The organism is Psychrobacillus vulpis (assembly GCF_006861825.1).
Classification (GTDB): Bacteria; Bacillota; Bacilli; order Bacillales_A; family Planococcaceae; genus Psychrobacillus; species Psychrobacillus vulpis.
This window is the reverse complement of the sequence record NZ_VDGI01000008.1, coordinates 106,284-125,057: the sequence shown is the minus strand read 5'-3', so window position 1 is coordinate 125,057 and position 18,774 is coordinate 106,284. Positions and strand designations below refer to the sequence as shown.

Below are 18,774 nucleotides of genomic sequence, written 5' to 3'. Positions count from 1 at the left end.
AACCTCATTTCAAATGAAATCCTTTACTTGCCAGAAATTCCTTCATATGTGTACGTCTAGGTTGATCAAGGAAGTCCGCCATTGACTTAGTCCAATTTGCAGCTTTCTGGTTAGAACCTCTACTTGTATAATAATCTTCCATCGTTTGGTCGTATTCCTTTAACAATTTGTTGTATTTTACACTATCGTAAGCATTTTCATGTAAGACAGCTGATACTGGAAGACGTGGTTTTACGTCGTTTTGCTGATCTGGAACACCCAACGTTATTGCAAATAACGGGAAAACTCCTTCTGGTAAGTCGAATAAATGACTGATTTCGTTTGGTTCATTTCGTACTCCGCCAATGAAACAAATTCCATATCCTTTTGACTCTGCTGCGATGACGAGATTTTGTGCAAATAAAGCAACATCCACAGTTCCTACTAAAACATTTTCAGTCGTATCGATAATAATCTCTGTGTCATGTAACTTTCCCGCTACTTGCAGGCGATGAAAATCTGCACAAAATAATAAAGCTGCTCCAGCAGTTTCAAATTGCTTAGGATTGTTTGAAAGTCTACCAAGCTCTTCCTTTTTAGAATCATCTGTAATCCAGATAACACTGTATGCTTGAACGAAATGAGAGCTTGCTGCATGTTGAGCAGTTTCAACTAGCTCTGAAACTTCCTCCTTAGAAAGTGTATAGTCTTTATACTTACGGACAGACGCATGTGCACGTAATAATTTTTGAACCATTCTGCATAACCTCTTCCATTCATTGAATCTTTTCTTTAGTATAGCCGAATCTATCGAAAGGACAAAAGAATAAAAGCGCAAGTTCCTTATGCGTATCACTTCTGACGAAATGAAGTAATAGCATTACCTAAATCAAGCGTGGAGGGATTCTGGAAATGTAAAAAGGCGAACTAGAAAGTCTAAAACTGACTCCCTAATTCGCTCCTATTTAAGCTTGCAATTGTTTATTCTCTTCAGCTGTAAACGCTCGTGATCTCGTTAAAAAACGTTTCCCTTCTACCCCTTCAAGGGAAAACATCCCACCACGACCGTCCACTACATCAATAATCAGCTGGGTATGCTTCCAATAATCAAACTGGCTTTTGTGCATATAAAATGGTGCATCTCCAATATGGCCTAACAATACATCCTGATCTCCAATGATTAATTCTCCATCTGGATAGCACATTGGGGAAGAACCATCACAGCAACCTCCTGATTGATGAAACATAACTAATCCATGCTTACTTTTCACTAATTCAATGAGTTCCAGTGCAGCGTCTGTTGCGATTACGCGCTCAACCACCTACACTCACCCTTTCCTCTGAAAGATAAGAAGATAAACTTTTTACTAGGTTCTGTCTCCTGCGCGAAGTTTCTCTCGGGGACACCGTTTGCGGACGCTCACCTAGTATCAAAAGAATCCTAGTTTATTTTCATTGTAGCTTACTAGAAGATTTTTCGTTTGTTGATAGTGACTAAGCATAGCTAGATGGTTTTCGCGACCAATTCCGGACATCTTATACCCTCCAAATGCCGCATGCGCTGGGTATTGGTGATAGCAGTTTGTCCAAACACGTCCTGCTTGAATACCACGTCCGAAACGATACGCAGTGTTCATATTACGTGTCCAAACACCAGATCCTAATCCATATAATGTATCATTTGCAATTTCCAGCGCTTCTTCTTTCGTTTTAAAGGTTGTCACCGATACTACCGGTCCGAAAATTTCTTCTTGGAAAATACGCATATTGTTAGTGCCTTTGAACACAGTTGGTTTAATATAATACCCATTTGCTAATTCGCCCTCTAGAGTATTACGTTCCCCACCTATTAAACAATCTGCCCCTTCTTGCTTTCCAATATCTAAATAAGATAGAATTTTTTCCATTTGTTCCATGGAAGCTTGTGCACCCATCATAACAGTTGGATCTAATGGATTTCCGACTTTAATTGCTTCTACGCGCGCCAGTACACGATCCATAAATTTATCATAAATAGATTCCTGGATTAGTACGCGTGAAGGACAAGTACATACTTCACCTTGATTTAGCGCAAATAAAACAAATCCTTCTACTGCTTTATCTAAAAATGCATCATCTTCATCCATAATGTCCTCAAAGAAAATATTTGGTGACTTTCCTCCAAGCTCTAATGTCACTGGTATCAAGTTTTGGGAAGCATATTGCATAATTAGTCGACCAGTAGTCGTTTCACCTGTAAATGCAATTTTACTAATTCGCGGGCTAGACGCTAGTGGTTTCCCAGCTTCTAAGCCGAAACCATTCACAATATTTACAACACCAGGAGGTAGTAAATCTTCAATTAACTCCATCAAAACTAAAATCGACGCTGGTGTTTGCTCAGCAGGCTTTAAGACGACACAGTTCCCTGCTGCAAGAGCCGGAGCTAGCTTCCACACTGCCATTAAAATCGGGAAGTTCCAAGGTATGATTTGTCCAACTACGCCGAGTGGCTCATGGAAGTGATACGCAACTGTATCATTATCAACTTGACTTAATCCACCCTCTTGTGCTCGAATCGCCCCTGCAAAATAACGGAAGTGATCGACCGCTAATGGTAAATCTGCATTTAATGTTTCACGGACTGCTTTCCCGTTATCCCAAGTTTCTGCTATTGCTAACTTTTCTAAATTTTCTTCAATTCGATCCGCAATTTTATTTAATATATTGGAGCGTTCTGCAACAGAAGTGGAACCCCACGCATCTTTTGCAGCGTGCGCCGCATCTAAAGCTAGTTCAATATCTTCTGCAGTAGAACGAGCAACTTGTGTAAATGCTTGTCCTGTAATAGGTGTGACATTTTCAAAGTATTGTCCATTTACTGGTGGAGTCCATTCTCCGTTAATATAGTTTTCATACTTGTCCTTAAAAGAAATCTTTGACCCTTCTGTATTCGGAAATGCATAAACCATTCTGTAATTCCTCCCATTCGTATCTTTTCCACTGCAATTAAACAATATGCTTGGACAATTGATTGTATGCGCTAAGAATTTTTTTATAACAAAGGCGTTAGACAATAAAAAAATGACTTAGATGCGTGAAGTCACATCTAAGTCATTCTCGTTGGAGCTATTTACTTGTCTCTCTTCTTACTATCGGTGCTACTTTTGTAGCAAGAAGTTCCATTCCTTTTACAATATTACTAAAAGATTGGCCCCCAATATCTAGCTGCGCAATAAATCTCTTATGACCAAACAATTCATGTTGATAAAGGATTTTTTCAATGATTTCTTCAGGACTACCGACAAAAAGTGCGGTTTCAGCGCTAGCCATTATTTCAAAATCAGCTCGGGACACTCTAGTCTCCATACCTCTCTGCTTATTCACATAAGACCAGTAGTTAGAGTAATAAGGATAAAATTCATCTCTAGCCTGCTGGGACTCTTTTGTAATGTAAGTATGTCCTGTAACACCGACGCTCAAGGAATCACGTGAATATCCCGCTTCTGATCCTGCTTGAAAATACAAATCTACTAATGGTTTAAACCGCTTTGGATCTCCACCGAGAATTGCCATTGCCATACCTGTTCCTAGTCTTCCAGCTCTTACTGCACTCTCCGGTGTACCACCTACACCTACCCAAAGTGGAAGTTTCTTTTGAACTGGTCTAGGAGAAATCATTGCGTTTGTAAGACTAGGACGAAATTGACCTTGCCAAGAAACAATTTCTTCCTCATTTAACTGCTGAAGTAACTTTATATTTTCTTCAAATAAAGCATCATATTCGTCTAAATCATATCCGAATAAGGGAAATGACTCTACAAAAGCTCCTCTTCCCGCTATTATTTCTGCTCTACCATTAGATAGTAAATCCACTGTTGAAAAGTCTTCAAATAGGCGAACAGGATCCAATGTACTTAACACAGATGTTGCACTCGTCAATTTAATCTGCTTTGTTACTTGTGCTACCGCAGAGAGAACTACTGCAGGAGAAGAGACAGCATAATCTAGGCGATGATGCTCTCCTACACCAAAAATATCAAACCCTGCTTCATCTGCCAATTTTCCCATTTCTATTATTTCTTTTAAACGCTGATGCATGCTTATTGTACTTCCAGTATGAGGATCCATCCCAAGATCCCCAAGCGTATATATGCCGAGCTCAATTCCCTTTTTCATCATTTACTCCGCTTCTGAAACAACTGAAAAACGTTCATTTTCATGCTGAGGATTTTCAATTTCATCCACAATGGCAATTGCATAATCTGCATAACTGATGTAGCTATCGCCTTTTGAGTTTAAAATTAAATTATCTTTTCCTGATTGATAAGACCCTGTTCTTTTACCTTCCGGGTCAAAGTGGCCAGCCGGACTGACAAATGTCCATTTAATATCAGGTGTTTCTTGTAGTTCTTTTAAGTTTCTTCCTTGACCTGTTGCTGTTGGTTTAAATATGTCTGGAAAATCAGGTGTATCGATTACCCGAACTGTTTTATCTTCGTCTACGTATAGACTTCCTGCGCCTCCTACAACAATTGCTCTTGTATTTGTTCCTTTAAGCGCTTCGATTAAAGCATGACCAGCATCCACATGTGCTTGTTCTTCGCCAAGAGGAGCACCAAAAGCATTTACTACTACATCAAACTGTTTTACATCATCTGATGTAAGGTCAAATATACTTTTTTCTAAAACAGAAACATCTTGATCATTTAATCTTGCAGCGTTTCTTACAATTGCAGTCACTTCATGGCCTCTTAATTTTGCTTCTTTTACTATAAAACTCCCTGCTTTTCCTGTTGCCCCAATTACACCTATTTTCATATTATGTCCCTCCAAATAAATTAGTTAACATTTTAATTGTAACTAAGTAAGTTACAACTATATTAAAAAAATTGAATATAGTTTATCCAATTTTTTTACTTAACACTTGAACTAGCTCTTCCATCGTAACTTCCTTTAAAATTGCTTCCATAGCATCTTGTGCTCGGAACAGTATTATTTCCAGTACTTCTTGAATATTAGCACCTACAGGACAATTGGGATTTGGATTTTCATGCATTTGAAAAAGTTCTCCCTCTTCCACTACTTCAACCGCACGATATACATCTAATAACGTTATTTCATGTAACGGTTTTTGAAGTGTGGCACCACCTAGTCCACGTCGAATATCAATGAATCCTGCTTTTTTTAGCATACCCATTAGTCTTCGAATTACTACTGGATTCGTATTAACACTTTCTGCAATCCACTCAGAAGTACAAACGACGTTTCGATCTAAAGTTACGAGAGATAGTATATGAACAGCGACTGTAAATCGACTACTGATTTTCATATCTTTCCACCTTTCGATGTAACCATCATAATTACATCTATTATTTTTGTCAATAAAAAAGTGTTGCGTCATTTGCAACACTTTCATTTTTTTATACTTCCCTTTAAAAATCCGATGATTCCAGGCAACACCGAAATAAATATAATAAGTAATAAAACAGTGGAGAAGTTTTCTTTAATAATTGGAATGTTACCAAAGAAATACCCAAGCATTGTACATAAGCTCACCCACAACGCTGCGCCAGTCACATTATAAAGAATAAAATAGCGATAATTCATCTGACTAGCTCCTGCAACAAACGGTGCAAATGTGCGGATAAAAGGCATAAAACGTGCGATGACAATTGTTTTTCCACCATGCTTATTAAAAAATTGTTGTGCTTTTATCATCTTGTCCTGATTGATCCATTTTCCTAGAAAACTATTAGGTGGAATAGAAGTACCAACTTTTTTACCAATATGATAATTCATCGTATCTCCAAGTACAGCAGCTGTAAAAAATACAACCATTAAAAAAACAATTTGAAATGCACCAACTGCTGCAAAGGCCCCGCTTGCAAATAGTAAGGAATCGCCAGGTAAAAAAGGAAAAATGACAACACCTGTCTCCACAAAAACAATCAAGAATAAAATAGCATACGACCATACGTCAAACATTTGGATAATATCTACTAAATGCTCATCTATATGTAAAATAAAACTAATCAAACCTTGTATAATTCCCATTTATACTCTCGCTTTCCATCAAATTCATCATGACACTTACTTCCGCTTCTCCCCGTCCAGTGTCGCAGAGAAAAATTGTGCCTAGATTTTAACTGTTCATCTTACAACTAACAATAGTAGTTAGAGTCTTCAACTGTATAAAGTTGAAAATTTCTAACTTATTATATCATATTTTTTTAACAGATTAATTTCATAAAATTGAACGCTTTTCACTTTAATAATAGGTTTATATTCTATAAAATATATGAATAAGTACATTTTCAGAAAAGAGGAGATTAAATTGAGTGACTTAACAGCAGAGATAAGTACAGATATAAAAATTGGAAAAACTCCACATAGAAATGCTCCCAAAAAAATTATCGTTGCACGTACACTAATGATTGCTATAGGTGCTATTTTAATGGCAATTGGATTGGAGCTATTCCTAGTTCCTAATCAAATTTTAGATGGAGGAGTCGTAGGGGTCTCCATTATCCTATCTCACTTAACAGGAGCACGTTTAGGGATATTCATATTTATCCTCAACATTCCTTTCTTTTTCCTAGGCTATAAACAAATCGGAAAAACCTTCGCATTATCTACTCTCTTTGGTATTACCGTTCTATCCATTTTCACCTCACTTTTACATAAAGTAGATCCAATTACTACCGATTTATTACTTTCAACTGTGTTTGGAGGAATTGTTTTAGGTATAGGAGTTGGTCTAGTAATCCGAAATGGTGGATCTTTAGATGGATCTGAAATACTCGCTATTCTATTCAATAAAGCACTCCCATTTTCTGTGGGAGAAATAATCATGATTATTAACTTAGTTATTTTTTCAGTTGCTGGTTTCGTCTTCACTTGGGAACAAGCAATGTATTCATTTTTAGCTTATTTCATTGCTTTTAAAACGATTGATATCGTAATACAAGGACTCGATGAGTCGAAATCTGTCTATATCATCAGTGATTATATCGAAGACATAGGAGATACAATCATGGATCGTCTTGGTCGTGGTGTAACATACCTACACGGAGAAGGTGCATATACAGGAGATAATAAAAAAGTTATCTTTACTGTTATTACGAGACTAGAAGAAGCAAAACTAAAATCGATTGTTGAAGAAATTGATGATCATGCGTTTTTAGCAGTTGGCAATATAGCAGAAGTTCGCGGTGGAAGATTCAAGAAAAAGGATATTCACTAACTAAGAAATGCGGATGCGCCTTGGTTAGCCCCGACAAGCTAATGTTCTTCCACAAAGAAGTCGTTCTTTGACTTCATTGGGGAAGGTTATTTGACCTCGAAAGGCTAGGCGCGCAGGAGCTGAACAAATAGAAATGCGCAAGCGCCTATGTCTGCCCCGACAAGCAAATGTTCTTCCACAAAGAAGTCGTTCTTTGACTTCATTGGGGAAGGTTATTTGACCTCGAGGGGCTAGGCGCGTGGGAGCTGGACAAATAGAAATGTGGATGCGCATATGTTTGGCAACAGATACTTAATAGAGAAATTTTGTAGTTTTTTCTCTCATAACAAAACCGATTTCATCCATAAGATGAAATCGGTTCAGACTGTATACAAACTCTAAAAACGAGTTGCTACAGTCTTTTTGTTTTTATAGGGTAGATTAGGTTTTCCGAAGCTTACCGCTCGCTTTCCACGGGCGAGTGCCGAGCCGCTTCGTCGCTATGCTCCTGCAGGGTCTCGTCTGTCTCGCTTTTCCCGTAGGAGTCGAGCGGACGCTTCTCCAATAAAACGATACCTTTCTACTTTAATCTTGTGGTGATGTAAAATGGTGACAAGAAATCAAAAGATGAAATCGGTTTTTATTATACTAGTGATTCTACTTTTTCTAGCATTGAACCATGTTCTGCTAAATTCGTATGGAAAGAGAACGCTTTTTCAAGTACATGAGGAGTTTGTCCACCTCTTGTTAAAGCTTCCTCGTAATAATTTCGTAATTGTTCTTTATACATTGGATGTGCACAGTTGTTAATGATTAGCTCTGCACGTTCTCTTGGCGCTAAACCACGAAGATCAGCATAGCCTTGCTCTGTTACAACAACATCAACGTCATGTTCTGTATGATCGACATGTGCCGCGAAAGGAACAATACTAGAAATATTTCCTCCTTTAGCTGTCGACTTCGTTACAAATATCGATAAACGTGCATTGCGAGCAAAGTCTCCTGAACCACCAATACCATTCATCATTTTAGTACCAGACACATGCGTAGAATTTACATTTCCGTATATATCAAATTCAAGCGCAGTATTTATAGAAATTAAACCGAGTCGACGAATAATTTCTGGATGGTTCGAAATTTCTTGTGGTCTTAATACAAGCTTGTCACGATACTGTTCTAAATTTCCAAATACACGATCCATTGTTTCTTGCGAAAGTGTAATGGAGCAACCTGATGCAAAAGTTACTTTACCTGCATCGATTAATTCAAATACAGAGTCTTGAAGTACCTCTGAGTATATTGTCAAATCTTCAAATTCAGAATCGATCATTCCGTGAAGTACTGCATTTGCCACAGACCCAATACCTGCTTGAATAGGTGCAAGATTTTCTGTTAATCTTCCTACTTTTACTTCTTCTCTCAAAAGTGAAATTAAATGTTGTGCCATATCTTCCGTTTCTTGATCAGGTGCGACGATTAATGATGGTGAATCTTGCTGATTTACGAAGACTATTCCTCTTACTTTTTCTGGATCAAAAGGAATACCGATTGTTCCGATTCGATCTTGTACTTTTGTCAATGGAATAGGAAGTCGGTGTCCTTGCACTTCTGGCTCATACACATCATGTAGCCCTTCAAGTAGTTCAGGCTGTGCAGAATTGATCTCGATAATAATATGATTAGCGTGTTTAATGAATGTCGATGAGTTTCCTACAGATGTTGTAGGAATAATCATATTATCTTCCGTAATTGAAATCGCTTCCACAATTGCAAAGTCAACAGTAGGTAATACTCCAGCACGGACCATTTCTGAAGTATGTGATAAATGCTGATCGACAAATAAATGCTCACCTGCGTTAATATTTTTGCGCATTGTTGCATCTACTTGGAATGGTAATCGTTTGTTTACAATGCCTGCTTCTGACATCAATTTATCTATATCGGAGCCTAAAGAAGCTCCTGTAAATATATTCACTTTAAAAAATTCATCTTTTGCACGCTCTACTAACGCCATTGGAACCGCTTTCGCATCACCCGCACGTGTAAAACCACTTAAACCCAAAGTCATTCCATCTTGAATCCATGATGCAGCCTCATTTGCTCCCACAACTAGACTATGTAAACTACTATTCTTAATACGTTCAAGATTCTTTTTCATAACTTGAGATCCCCCTCGAAAATAGCATTAAAATAATTTTATCGTGTTTTGTCACAAGTTAGAAAAATACTGATGGATACACCTTTTAATTGCTTAAAGCAGAAAATTTATTTACTAAAGCAGCATTTTTAATCATTTCAATTTCATTTTTGATACTTTCATAAAATAATCATAAAAAAAAACGCTTGAATAATAGATGGATTTCCCCTTATTCAAACGTAACTTATTAAATTTACTACGGCATATTTTATTAGGAATAAGGTTAAAATCCTAATAACTTTCTGAAATAACTAGAATACGATTGACTTACCGATACTTTTTCATCATTGTCCATTGCTAGTACAAATGTGGAATGTGTGTCGGGAAAAATTTCATTTATATGATGTACGTTGACAATAAAGGATCTATGACAGCGAATGAAAGATTCTCTTGGAAGTCGATACTCAAAGTCCTGCAAAGAAGTTGTGTGTGTTCCTGAAAAAGTAGTCGTAACAATATGTGTTTTACGATCCTTTGCTTCTAAATACAATATATCTGAAAAAGGAATTGGTTTCCAACCATCCTGTGTCTTAATCGTAATGACCGATTTACCATCCGTAAAAGCTGGGTATATTGCTAACACGCTACCTTCAAGTTCACCATTACGTTGAAAAGGAACAGCCATTCCGTGATAAGGAACTCCAAATATTTCTCGGTCAATAAATTCGGAAACTTTTTGCTTACTATGCAAAGCTTTATAAGCAATTGTTCCTTCCTTTACTGAATCACCGGGCGAAATTTTTAAATCAATTCGTTTACTCGGCCGATAATAAATGTATTTTTCGGTATCAGATATCGCAATAGATATTTCATCAGAAAACAATTCACCGATTACTTCCAATAACCCATCAATGGATAAATCCTTCATATTAATTATTCCTTTCTTTCAGCTTTATTCACAAACAAGTATCTCTCGTGTAAACTGCTGTTTTGTTGTAACACAACGATCTTTAATTTGAAGTCCTGCCTTCACGATTCTCTCATCCATCGATTCGATTGTAACAACTACTACTTTTTTTGCGATTCGACGGGCATGATTTATGATTATAAACTGTTCTTCCCATGATGCATGTGTATATAAATTATAAGGTAAGTCAATGATTGCCACATCATACGTTTCTGTAATTTCCTCAATTGGACCCATCTTCACTTCTCCAGTTAAGCCAAAATATGCAATATTTTCTCTTGAACCAGCGCAAACTAGTGGATTGATATCTCTTCCTACGATATTTATCCCCATGGAAAGAGCCTCTACTAGGACTGTTCCAATTCCACAACAAGGATCGATTGCTCTAACTCCTTCCGGATGTGGCACTGCTATGTTTGCTACTGCTCGGGCAACACGTGTACTTAATGCTGTCGAATACTCTCTAGGCTTCTTTATATGCTTAAACCATATCGGTTCACTTTTTGTACATTTACCGAAATACCAACGACCACCATATGGGACGACTGCATATATTTGATCTGGATTTCGTAAATCGAAATCTCCTATCAACTCATTGCCAATTGTCCTTTCTATACGAAGGCGATCATCGTTTTTAATTCGATTCTCTTCTGGGAGGTCATTAATTTTCAAAAACCTTACTTTATTTGTTTCATTTTCTGAGCCAACAGTAGATGCTTGTGCAACAATATCATCCACTGTTTCTCCATCTACTATAATTTCTACTCTCTCTTTTATAAATGGACTTCTGCTTGGGTCAATTTCCACTTCACTTTTTATGATTTTTAAAGCAGTATCTGTTCCAAAAAAAGAGCGCATCTCTAAATGGCATAGAGAGCGTTCATCCTCATTGTATGCAAATGTATAAATGAATGCCGGTTTTCGGCTAACGTTAGTCAATGTATTCCCTCCAATATATCCTGTACAATACTAGGCTATCTGTTCTAACGTAGAATTGCAAACTGAATAGATATTCAGTTCAAAAAGAAATATAATGAAATAAAATTGCTAATTTTCTTACTAATTAGGGGGTTGGAAAATGAATTTTGACGTAATAGTTGTAGGAGCTGGATTAGCTGGATTAGTTGCTACAGCAGAACTTGCAGATGCCGGAAAGAAAGTTTTATTGTTAGATCAAGAACCTGAAAACTCACTTGGAGGTCAGGCTTGGTGGTCGTTTGGTGGATTATTTCTTGTAGATTCGCCAGAACAGAGAAGGCTTGGTATCAAAGATTCGTACGAATTAGCATGGCAAGACTGGCTAGGAACTGCTGGCTTTGACAGAGAAGACGATGAAGATTACTGGGCGAAGAAATGGGCAGAAGCTTATGTGCGCTTTGCTGCAGAAGAAAAAAGACAATGGCTTCATGCACAAGGGATACGTTTTTTTCCTGTAGTTGGTTGGGCAGAAAGAGGTGGATATCTAGCAGAAGGCCACGGTAACTCTGTTCCAAGATTTCATATTGTTTGGGGAACCGGCCCCGGAATAGTAAGACCATTTGAAGAAAGTGTTCGTTCGGCAATAGCTAATGGACTTGTGGAATTCAAACCCCGCCATCAAGTAGATGAATTGTTATTAGAAAACGGGTGTGTCACTGGTGTTCACGGATCAATACTAGTTGCAAGCTCTGTAAATCGCGGAAAATCGACCTCACGGGAGGTTATAGGAACATTCGAATATACTGCTTCAGCAGTGCTCATTACAAGTGGTGGAATCGGTGGAAATCATGATTTAGTAAGAGAAAATTGGCCAAAGAGACTAGGATCCCCTCCCCAAAAGATGATCTCTGGTGTACCAGAGCATGTCGATGGCCGCATGCTTGCCATTACAGAAAAAGCTGGAGGTCGCCTTGTTAATAAAGACCGGATGTGGCATTACACAGAAGGCATTAAAAATTGGAGTCCTATCTGGCCAAAGCATGGAATTCGAATTCTTCCTGGTCCTTCATCTATTTGGCTTGATGCAACAGGACAACGATTTCCAACACCAAACTTCCCAGGTTTTGACACACTTGGAACACTCGAAGCCATTCGAAAAACAGGCTTTGACTACTCATGGTTCATATTAACAGAGAAAATTATTGAAAAAGAGTTTGCACTTTCCGGCTCCGAACAAAACCCTGATCTAACAGGGAAAAGTATAAAAGAAGTATTGAAACGAATACTTCCTGGCCCTACCGCTCCCGTAAAAGCATTTATGGAAAAAGGAGAGGATTTTGTCGTTGCCGATAATTTGACCGACTTAGTTATAGGGATGAATAAAATAACAGGTGATAATCTATTAAACTTAGAAAATATTGAAAGACAATTGAAAGCACGTGATCGTGAAATAGACAATAAATTTACAAAAGATCTACAAGTAACTGCATTAAGGGGTGCTCGAAGCTATATTGGAGATAAACTTATACGAGTTGCATCTCCGCACAAAATACTAGATTCAAAGAACGGTCCGCTTATTGCGGTTCGGTTGAATATAGTAACTCGCAAAACGCTCGGTGGATTACAAACAGATTTATATGGACGTGTACTAAATGCTTCTAGTAATCCTGTGCCTGGCTTGTATGCTGCCGGAGAAGTAACTGGCTTTGGTGGTGGCGGAGTTCATGGTTACCGTTCTCTCGAAGGAACATTTTTAGGTGGCTGTATTTTCACAGGAAGAGAAGTCGGACGCGCTATTGCTAAGGAACTGAAATAAAAGAAGGTGATTCGTATTTCGTTTTAAACGATTGCGAATCACCTTTTCTTTTCACCGCAGTTATTTTCAAACGAAAGCAAAATAATTGAAAAGGATTTACTCAAATCACACAATAACTTTAACGTTAAAATATTTAACATTAAAATATATTTAAGGAGGAAGAAAGATGGATAGATTAGAAGGTAAAGTTGCAATAATTACTGGTGCTGGTTCTGGTATGGGACGTGAAGAAGCACTTTTATTCGCTAAAGAAGGAGCTAAGGTTGTCGCTACTGATATTAACGAAGCAGCAGTAAAAGCCGTTGCTGAATAAGTTAAAGCAAATGGTGGAGAAGCCATCGCTGTAGCACAGAATGTTACTTCAGAAGAAGATTGGAAGAAAGTTTACGATGAAACAATTAATGCTTTTGGTAAGTTAGATGTTCTTGTAAACAACGCTGGTATTAGTCAACGTGGTTCAATGGAAGATCTTACAATGGAGCAATGGGAACTGATTATGGATATAAACGTAAAAAGCGTGTTTTTAGGAACAAAATTACCCTTACCATACTTCCGTTCTAACGGCGGAGGGTCTATCGTGAACATTTCATCTATTGCTGGTTTAAAAGGTAGCTCAGGTGCAGGTGCTTACACTTCTTCAAAAGGTGCAGTACGTTTACTTACAAAAGCCTCTGCTGTTGACTACGGAAAAGATAATATTCGTGTAAATTCAGTTCACCCAGGATTTATCATCACTCCAATGAGTAAAGCTTATATGGAAGACGAGAAAATGAGTCAATGGTTTTTAGCTCAAACTGCACTTCCTCGTGTAGGCCAAGCTGTGGAGGTTGCTGAAGCTGTATTATTTTTAGCATCAGATGCCTCTTCATACATTACTGGGATTGAGCTTCCAGTTGATGGCGGCGTAACAGCGAAATAAGAAAAAGTAAGAACCCCCGATTTCTAACAGTCAGAAATCAGGGGTTTTTTAGTGTTCTTATTTACAAAACAACTTCTTTATGAGATATATCGCCTTCTAATAGAATTTTATACTTTTTTCCGTGTGCTTCTACTATAGTAAGACTCGTATCGTGAATATAAGGAGGGTCCCATATTTTTTCAATAGATTGATTTTTTATAATGGATATAAAGCATTTTATAATTACTGAGTGAGTAACGATTAAAATATTGCCGGAATGATAATCTTCTTTTATTCGATTTAAAGCTTTTAAAGCTCTATCTCGTGTTTCTAGAAATGTTTCTCCTCCGACAGGGGTAAAATGCTGTGGAGCATTCCAGAAATGATGAAATTCTACTGGATGATTTTCTTTTATAGAAGATTGTGTTTCTCCTTCCCATACCCCCATGTTCATTTCTTTTAAATTTTCATCGATTATTATTGGAATATTCCTATCGGCACAAATTAGACTAGCCGTTTTTAGTGTCCTATTACTTGGACTTGAAAAAACAATATCAATTGGTGTGTCTTTAAGACTTTTTCCTAGATATACTGCATTGTTTATTCCACTTTCAGTCAACTCCGAATCTTGCCAGCCTTGCATCCTCTTCTGTGTATTCCACTCTGTTTCGCCATGTCTTGTTATGTATAGAGTTAACATGATTCACCCCTCTATTGTAAATAGTTATATATTTCTTCGCCTATTTCGGAAAGAATTCGCTTAGACATTAAATCATCTACTTCCTTTGATAGGACAGTTGCAATTAGCCTCCGTTGCCCAACATAAAAAATACCAACATCATGCCGAGTTCCGGGAATCCAACCTGTTTTATGTGCTAATTCCCAAGCAATCATTCCATTATTAAAATTAGAGTAAGGAGACGGTAGCTTCTCTGGTAAACAATCTTTTATTTGTTGTTTTTTCATAATACTAATCATCTGCTCACTCGCTTCTGAAGACACCAATTCTCCTGAAGCAATCAGCTTTAATAGTCTTGCAATATCAGATGCTGTCACTTGATTGAACCCTTTTGGATTAGGATTGTTCATCATTAACTTATTGTAAAAAGTACTCTTCTCCATACCAGCTTCGTTCATCGTCCTTACGATATTTTCCACCCCAACGAGGTCAATTAGTATATTCGTTGCAGTGTTATCACTTTGAATAATCATAAGCATAATTATGTCCTGAATAGGAAGGGACGTTCCGGGGGTAAAATGTTGAAGAACGCCAGAACCGCCAACAAAATCTTTTTCCTTTAGGAGGATTTGATCTGTTAACGTCAATTCTCCACGTTCAACTGCGGAAAAAATAGTGGCCATTACTGGTACTTTAATTACACTTGCTGCATAAAAAAGCTCTTCCCCATTCAATTCCCACTTCTCCCCTAAATCCAAATCCTCTAATACAATCCCCCATATGCCTTCTGACTGACCGATCAAGTCTTGAATTTTACTTATAAGTTTCTTCACCTTTTATCCCCCTTCACCTAATTTAATTATAATCTATTATAATCAAACAATAAGATATATTATGAATAATAGATTAATAAAAAAGGTGGCAATTTCTATTCAACAGTTATTTTTATTACAACAAGTAATTGATTATATAGACGAGCATATTAAAGAGGAGATTAACTCTGAAGAATTAGCTCGCATGGTCGGTTACTCTCCCTATCACTTTTATCGCATTTTTGATAAACATATAGGTTATACCGTTATGGATTACGTTCAGAAAAGAAAGCTTCAATTCGCTTTGTATGAATTAGTCCAAGGCAAAAAAATTATCCAAATAGCACTAGATTATGGATTTGAAACCCATTCTGGTTTTACAAAGGCTTTTAAAAAGTGTTTCGGAAGCCCTCCAAGCTTGTATAAACTTCATTGTCCAATCTCTTTACCACAAAAACCGGATTTATGGAGCCTTAGACAAAAACAGACTGGTGGCATTGTTATGCAACCAAAAATTGTGCAGAAAAAGGCTTTTGACATTGCAGGCAAAACATTCGAAAGCCATTTGGAGAAGATTATATATACAAGAGATGCACCCGCTTTTTGGGAGCAAAGAATTTCAGCTGATGAAGCAATCGAAAGAACTTTGTACAATCTATTGTCTCCTAAAAAGCATGGGGAATATTGTATTAATCTAAGTGGAACCGAATTGAAAGACAGCTTTACCTATTTATTTGCCGTAAACTATGACCAAGACACCCGGATTCCTGAAGGACTAACAAAGTTAGAAATTACAGAAGCAACATATGCAGTTTTTAGAACCCCACTTGTGGAAGTTGAACAATTTGTCCCTTCTATCAAAGGAACATGGCAATATATTTTGGAGGATTGGTTACCAAAATCTCTATATGAAGTCGATGAAAACGGCTACGATTTTGAATATTATGATGAACACTGTCATGATTGGGAGTATGAAAAAATCTATATGGAAATTTACTTACCTATTAAGGAAAAAGAAATAGATTGAAATCATTCAGGTAAATATTTCTAGTTTTATCTATTCTCTTCGTGGTAAATATATATAGAGAAACAGATTAATAATCTGAAAAGATCTCCCTTCGTTTTTCTCATATATATTTGAGCCTCACCCTTTGTCAGGTGAGGTTTTTTTATTTATTTGGCACTTTTAATCTATACTGTTGATTTCCGTTGCAGGCGGACGCTTTCCGCGGGCGGTCCGTGAACCTCCTTGTCGCAAGGCTAAGGGCACTGAAAAAGTGTTATTCTAATAAATTTTCTATCAAATAGTCTTTAAGAGAATTTATCGCTTTGGCATTCGCTTTCCGCGGGCGAGCGACGAGCCTCCTCCTTCGCTCTGCTTCGTGCGGGGTCTCGTCTGTCTCGCTTTCCCGCTGGAGTCGCCGCCTTTTACTACAATCAATTAAAATCAACAATAAAATTTAACATAGCCATGTTTGTTAAAGACGGTGAAAATTATACAATTTTTATAAAGGGAAAGTTATATAAATGGAGAATATAATTATTTATATAAATAAAAGGAGGCAATTGGATGAACGACAAATTATTAAGGATAGGTACTACTTACATCCCTGTAACTAATGTAGAAGATTCTTCAGAATGGTATGTAAACAAATTAGGTGCTGAGTTAAGCTACAAAGATAACGACAAAGCAATTCTAAACTTTGCAAACCAAAGTATTTTTCTTGTTAAATCTAAAGAAGATCAAAGCTCTAACTTCTATGATATACACGGTCAAAAGCGTTTCTCTATAACATTTGAAGTGGATGGATTAAATTCGCTAGAGGCTATTCATAAGGATTTTATTGATAAACAGATAAAAGTTGGAGAAATTGAAGACAGAGGACATACTGGAAAGAACTTTGTTTTTTATGACTTAGATGGCAATATATTTGATGTATGGAGTGAATTAAGTCCAAAATTCAAAGAAAAGTATCTTATCTCACAATAGAATAGGTTAATTTAGGAGTGTTTATGTATGAGTTCATTCAATACAACAGAACCCATTTTAGAAAAATTTGATAAAAATGATATTTCCAGATTAATCGATTTATCCAATTCAGTTGGATGGGACTATGACGAAAATGAAGTTACAACAGTAATGTCCTCTGGAAGAATTTATGGCCATAAAAATGAAGAAGGATTGATAGTCTCCAGTGCAGCTATCATTGATTACAGTTCAAAATTAGCATCCATTGGTATGGTTATTGTTAGAGAAGATTACAGGGGGATGGGTTTGGGAAGAAAAGCTACCGAGAAGTGCTTGGAATCTGTTCCAATAAATACACCTGTTATGTTAATTGCAACGGAAGAAGGAAAACCTATGTATGAGAAAATGGGTTTTACTTCTATAGATTCTGTTCATAAGTTCCTTTGTGATAACTATGAACAATCTATTACAAGCAGTACCAATAATTATAATATTGAGCCTTTAAGTGAGGAAGATTTGTACGGATTAATAAATTTAGATACAGAAGCATTCGGTGTTAATAGAGAAACCTTTCTTATGAATAGGATAAACCAGTCAAAAGATTCCTTAGTTGTTAAAAGTCCAGATGGAGCAGTTATTGGTTATGGTTTGTCAGTTAAAGGACCTGTGAATCTTATTTTAGGTCCCATTGTGGCTACAGATTCCCAAACAGCACTTTTAATAATCGATGAACTAGCGAAGAATCACATTGGGAAGTTAAGAATTGATGTTCCTTCAGGGAATGAGATTTTTATGTCTAAGCTTGAGAAATACGGTTTCATCAAAGTAAGCCAACCACCGATTATGATAAAAAATTCAAATGAATTACCATTACGGAATAATACGTTGTATGGCATTGCAGCACAGATTTTCGGATAATATGGCTACTCTATATAAAATAGATTGAAAAATGAAAGCATCAGTATCAAGACTGATGCTTCAGCTTGTTGACAAATGCATTAATCAAAATGTATTAAGAACATAGTGATTATTGTACTTTTCCTGTAGCAATCGCTCCAGGCGGACGCTTTCCGCACATTTTTTTCTTCAATAAACAGAAAGTGGACAATAAAAGCCTATTTACTTGATGAGATGGGATAATCAATTTGTTATTTTTATTAGATATTACTTTCAACTTATGAAAAATAGGTAGGGCCCGCCACGGAGACTCCTGTGGGAATAGCTTGAACTGAAGATCCCGCAGGAAAGACACTGGCCGAACTTTAATTGGCCAGTGTCTTTGCAGTGACGAGGAGGCTGAAGCCAAGCCCACGGAAAGCGAAGTGGCGGGCCCCGCTAATTCTCTTATACATCATCTCTATTCATTGTAAAACGAATTTGTCTACAGTCTGATTG

Annotated in this window: 17 protein-coding genes and 1 pseudogene; 6 read left to right on the top strand and 12 right to left on the bottom strand. The window is 37.1% G+C overall.

Features of this window, described 5'->3' with window-relative positions:
- Positions 1-4 precede the first annotated feature (4 nt).
- From nfsA to FG384_RS09475, 7 genes are all read right to left on the bottom strand, one after another.
- Entirely contained in the window at positions 5-736 is a 732-nt protein-coding gene (gene nfsA, locus FG384_RS09505) for an oxygen-insensitive NADPH nitroreductase (RefSeq protein WP_142642362.1), read from the bottom strand.
- Positions 737-944: 208 nt separating this feature from the next.
- The gene (locus tag FG384_RS09500; protein WP_142642361.1) at positions 945-1,301 is read right to left on the bottom strand and encodes a DUF779 domain-containing protein; all 357 of its coding nucleotides are present in this window, start codon (positions 1,299-1,301) and stop codon (positions 945-947) included.
- Between the two features lie 108 nt (positions 1,302-1,409).
- Positions 1,410-2,930, bottom strand: coding sequence for an aldehyde dehydrogenase (gene adh / locus FG384_RS09495; RefSeq protein ID WP_142642360.1), 1,521 nt, complete (start codon positions 2,928-2,930; stop codon positions 1,410-1,412).
- A 157-nt stretch (positions 2,931-3,087) separates the two neighbouring features.
- Entirely contained in the window at positions 3,088-4,140 is a 1,053-nt protein-coding gene (locus FG384_RS09490; RefSeq protein WP_142642359.1) for an LLM class flavin-dependent oxidoreductase, read from the bottom strand.
- Positions 4,141-4,779, bottom strand: a complete 639-nt coding sequence (locus FG384_RS09485; protein WP_142642358.1) for an NAD(P)-dependent oxidoreductase — start codon at positions 4,777-4,779, stop codon at positions 4,141-4,143.
- An 82-nt stretch (positions 4,780-4,861) separates the two neighbouring features.
- Positions 4,862-5,290 (bottom strand): Rrf2 family transcriptional regulator, encoded by a 429-nt coding sequence (locus tag FG384_RS09480; RefSeq protein WP_142642382.1) that lies wholly within the window; start codon positions 5,288-5,290, stop codon positions 4,862-4,864.
- Between the two features lie 83 nt (positions 5,291-5,373).
- Positions 5,374-6,015 carry a VTT domain-containing protein gene (locus FG384_RS09475; RefSeq protein ID WP_142642357.1) on the bottom strand — a complete coding sequence of 214 codons (642 nt, stop codon included), beginning with the start codon at positions 6,013-6,015 and terminating at the stop codon, positions 5,374-5,376.
- Positions 6,016-6,391: 376 nt separating this feature from the next.
- Between FG384_RS09475 and FG384_RS09470 the strand changes: the two genes are divergently transcribed.
- The gene (locus FG384_RS09470; protein WP_240793390.1) at positions 6,392-7,204 is read left to right on the top strand and encodes a YitT family protein; all 813 of its coding nucleotides are present in this window, start codon (positions 6,392-6,394) and stop codon (positions 7,202-7,204) included.
- A gap of 622 nt (positions 7,205-7,826) precedes the next feature.
- Here the strand turns inward: FG384_RS09470 and FG384_RS09465 are convergent.
- The 3 genes from FG384_RS09465 to FG384_RS09455 all read right to left on the bottom strand — a co-directional run bounded on the left by FG384_RS09465 (position 7,827) and on the right by FG384_RS09455 (position 11,226).
- Positions 7,827-9,341 carry an acetyl-CoA hydrolase/transferase family protein gene (locus FG384_RS09465; protein WP_142642355.1) on the bottom strand — a complete coding sequence of 505 codons (1,515 nt, stop codon included), beginning with the start codon at positions 9,339-9,341 and terminating at the stop codon, positions 7,827-7,829.
- Positions 9,342-9,603: 262 nt separating this feature from the next.
- Entirely contained in the window at positions 9,604-10,248 is a 645-nt protein-coding gene (locus FG384_RS09460) for a LytTR family DNA-binding domain-containing protein (protein WP_142642354.1), read from the bottom strand.
- A 24-nt stretch (positions 10,249-10,272) separates the two neighbouring features.
- Positions 10,273-11,226, bottom strand: a complete 954-nt coding sequence (locus FG384_RS09455; RefSeq protein WP_240793386.1) for a TRM11 family SAM-dependent methyltransferase — start codon at positions 11,224-11,226, stop codon at positions 10,273-10,275.
- A 139-nt stretch (positions 11,227-11,365) separates the two neighbouring features.
- Between FG384_RS09455 and FG384_RS09450 the strand changes: the two genes are divergently transcribed.
- Positions 11,366-13,021 (top strand): FAD-binding dehydrogenase, encoded by a 1,656-nt coding sequence (locus FG384_RS09450; protein WP_142642353.1) that lies wholly within the window; start codon positions 11,366-11,368, stop codon positions 13,019-13,021.
- Between the two features lie 166 nt (positions 13,022-13,187).
- Positions 13,188-13,940, top strand: a pseudogene (locus FG384_RS09445) (SDR family NAD(P)-dependent oxidoreductase).
- A 61-nt stretch (positions 13,941-14,001) separates the two neighbouring features.
- Here FG384_RS09445 and FG384_RS09440 read toward each other — a convergent pair.
- Both FG384_RS09440 and FG384_RS09435 read right to left on the bottom strand, forming a co-directional pair.
- Entirely contained in the window at positions 14,002-14,619 is a 618-nt protein-coding gene (locus FG384_RS09440) for a histidine phosphatase family protein (RefSeq protein WP_142642352.1), read from the bottom strand.
- 11 nt (positions 14,620-14,630) lie between these two features.
- Entirely contained in the window at positions 14,631-15,431 is an 801-nt protein-coding gene (locus FG384_RS09435; protein WP_142642351.1) for a serine hydrolase, read from the bottom strand.
- Between the two features lie 61 nt (positions 15,432-15,492).
- Here FG384_RS09435 and FG384_RS09430 point away from each other — a divergent pair, with 61 nt between their 5' ends.
- The 3 genes from FG384_RS09430 to FG384_RS09420 all read left to right on the top strand — a co-directional run bounded on the left by FG384_RS09430 (position 15,493) and on the right by FG384_RS09420 (position 18,297).
- Positions 15,493-16,437: an AraC family transcriptional regulator gene (locus tag FG384_RS09430; protein ID WP_142642350.1), complete on the top strand. Its 945-nt coding sequence runs from the start codon at positions 15,493-15,495 to the stop codon at positions 16,435-16,437.
- 543 nt (positions 16,438-16,980) lie between these two features.
- Positions 16,981-17,400 (top strand): VOC family protein, encoded by a 420-nt coding sequence (locus FG384_RS09425; RefSeq protein ID WP_142642349.1) that lies wholly within the window; start codon positions 16,981-16,983, stop codon positions 17,398-17,400.
- A gap of 27 nt (positions 17,401-17,427) precedes the next feature.
- Entirely contained in the window at positions 17,428-18,297 is an 870-nt protein-coding gene (locus FG384_RS09420) for a GNAT family N-acetyltransferase (protein ID WP_142642348.1), read from the top strand.
- Positions 18,298-18,774 lie beyond the last annotated feature (477 nt).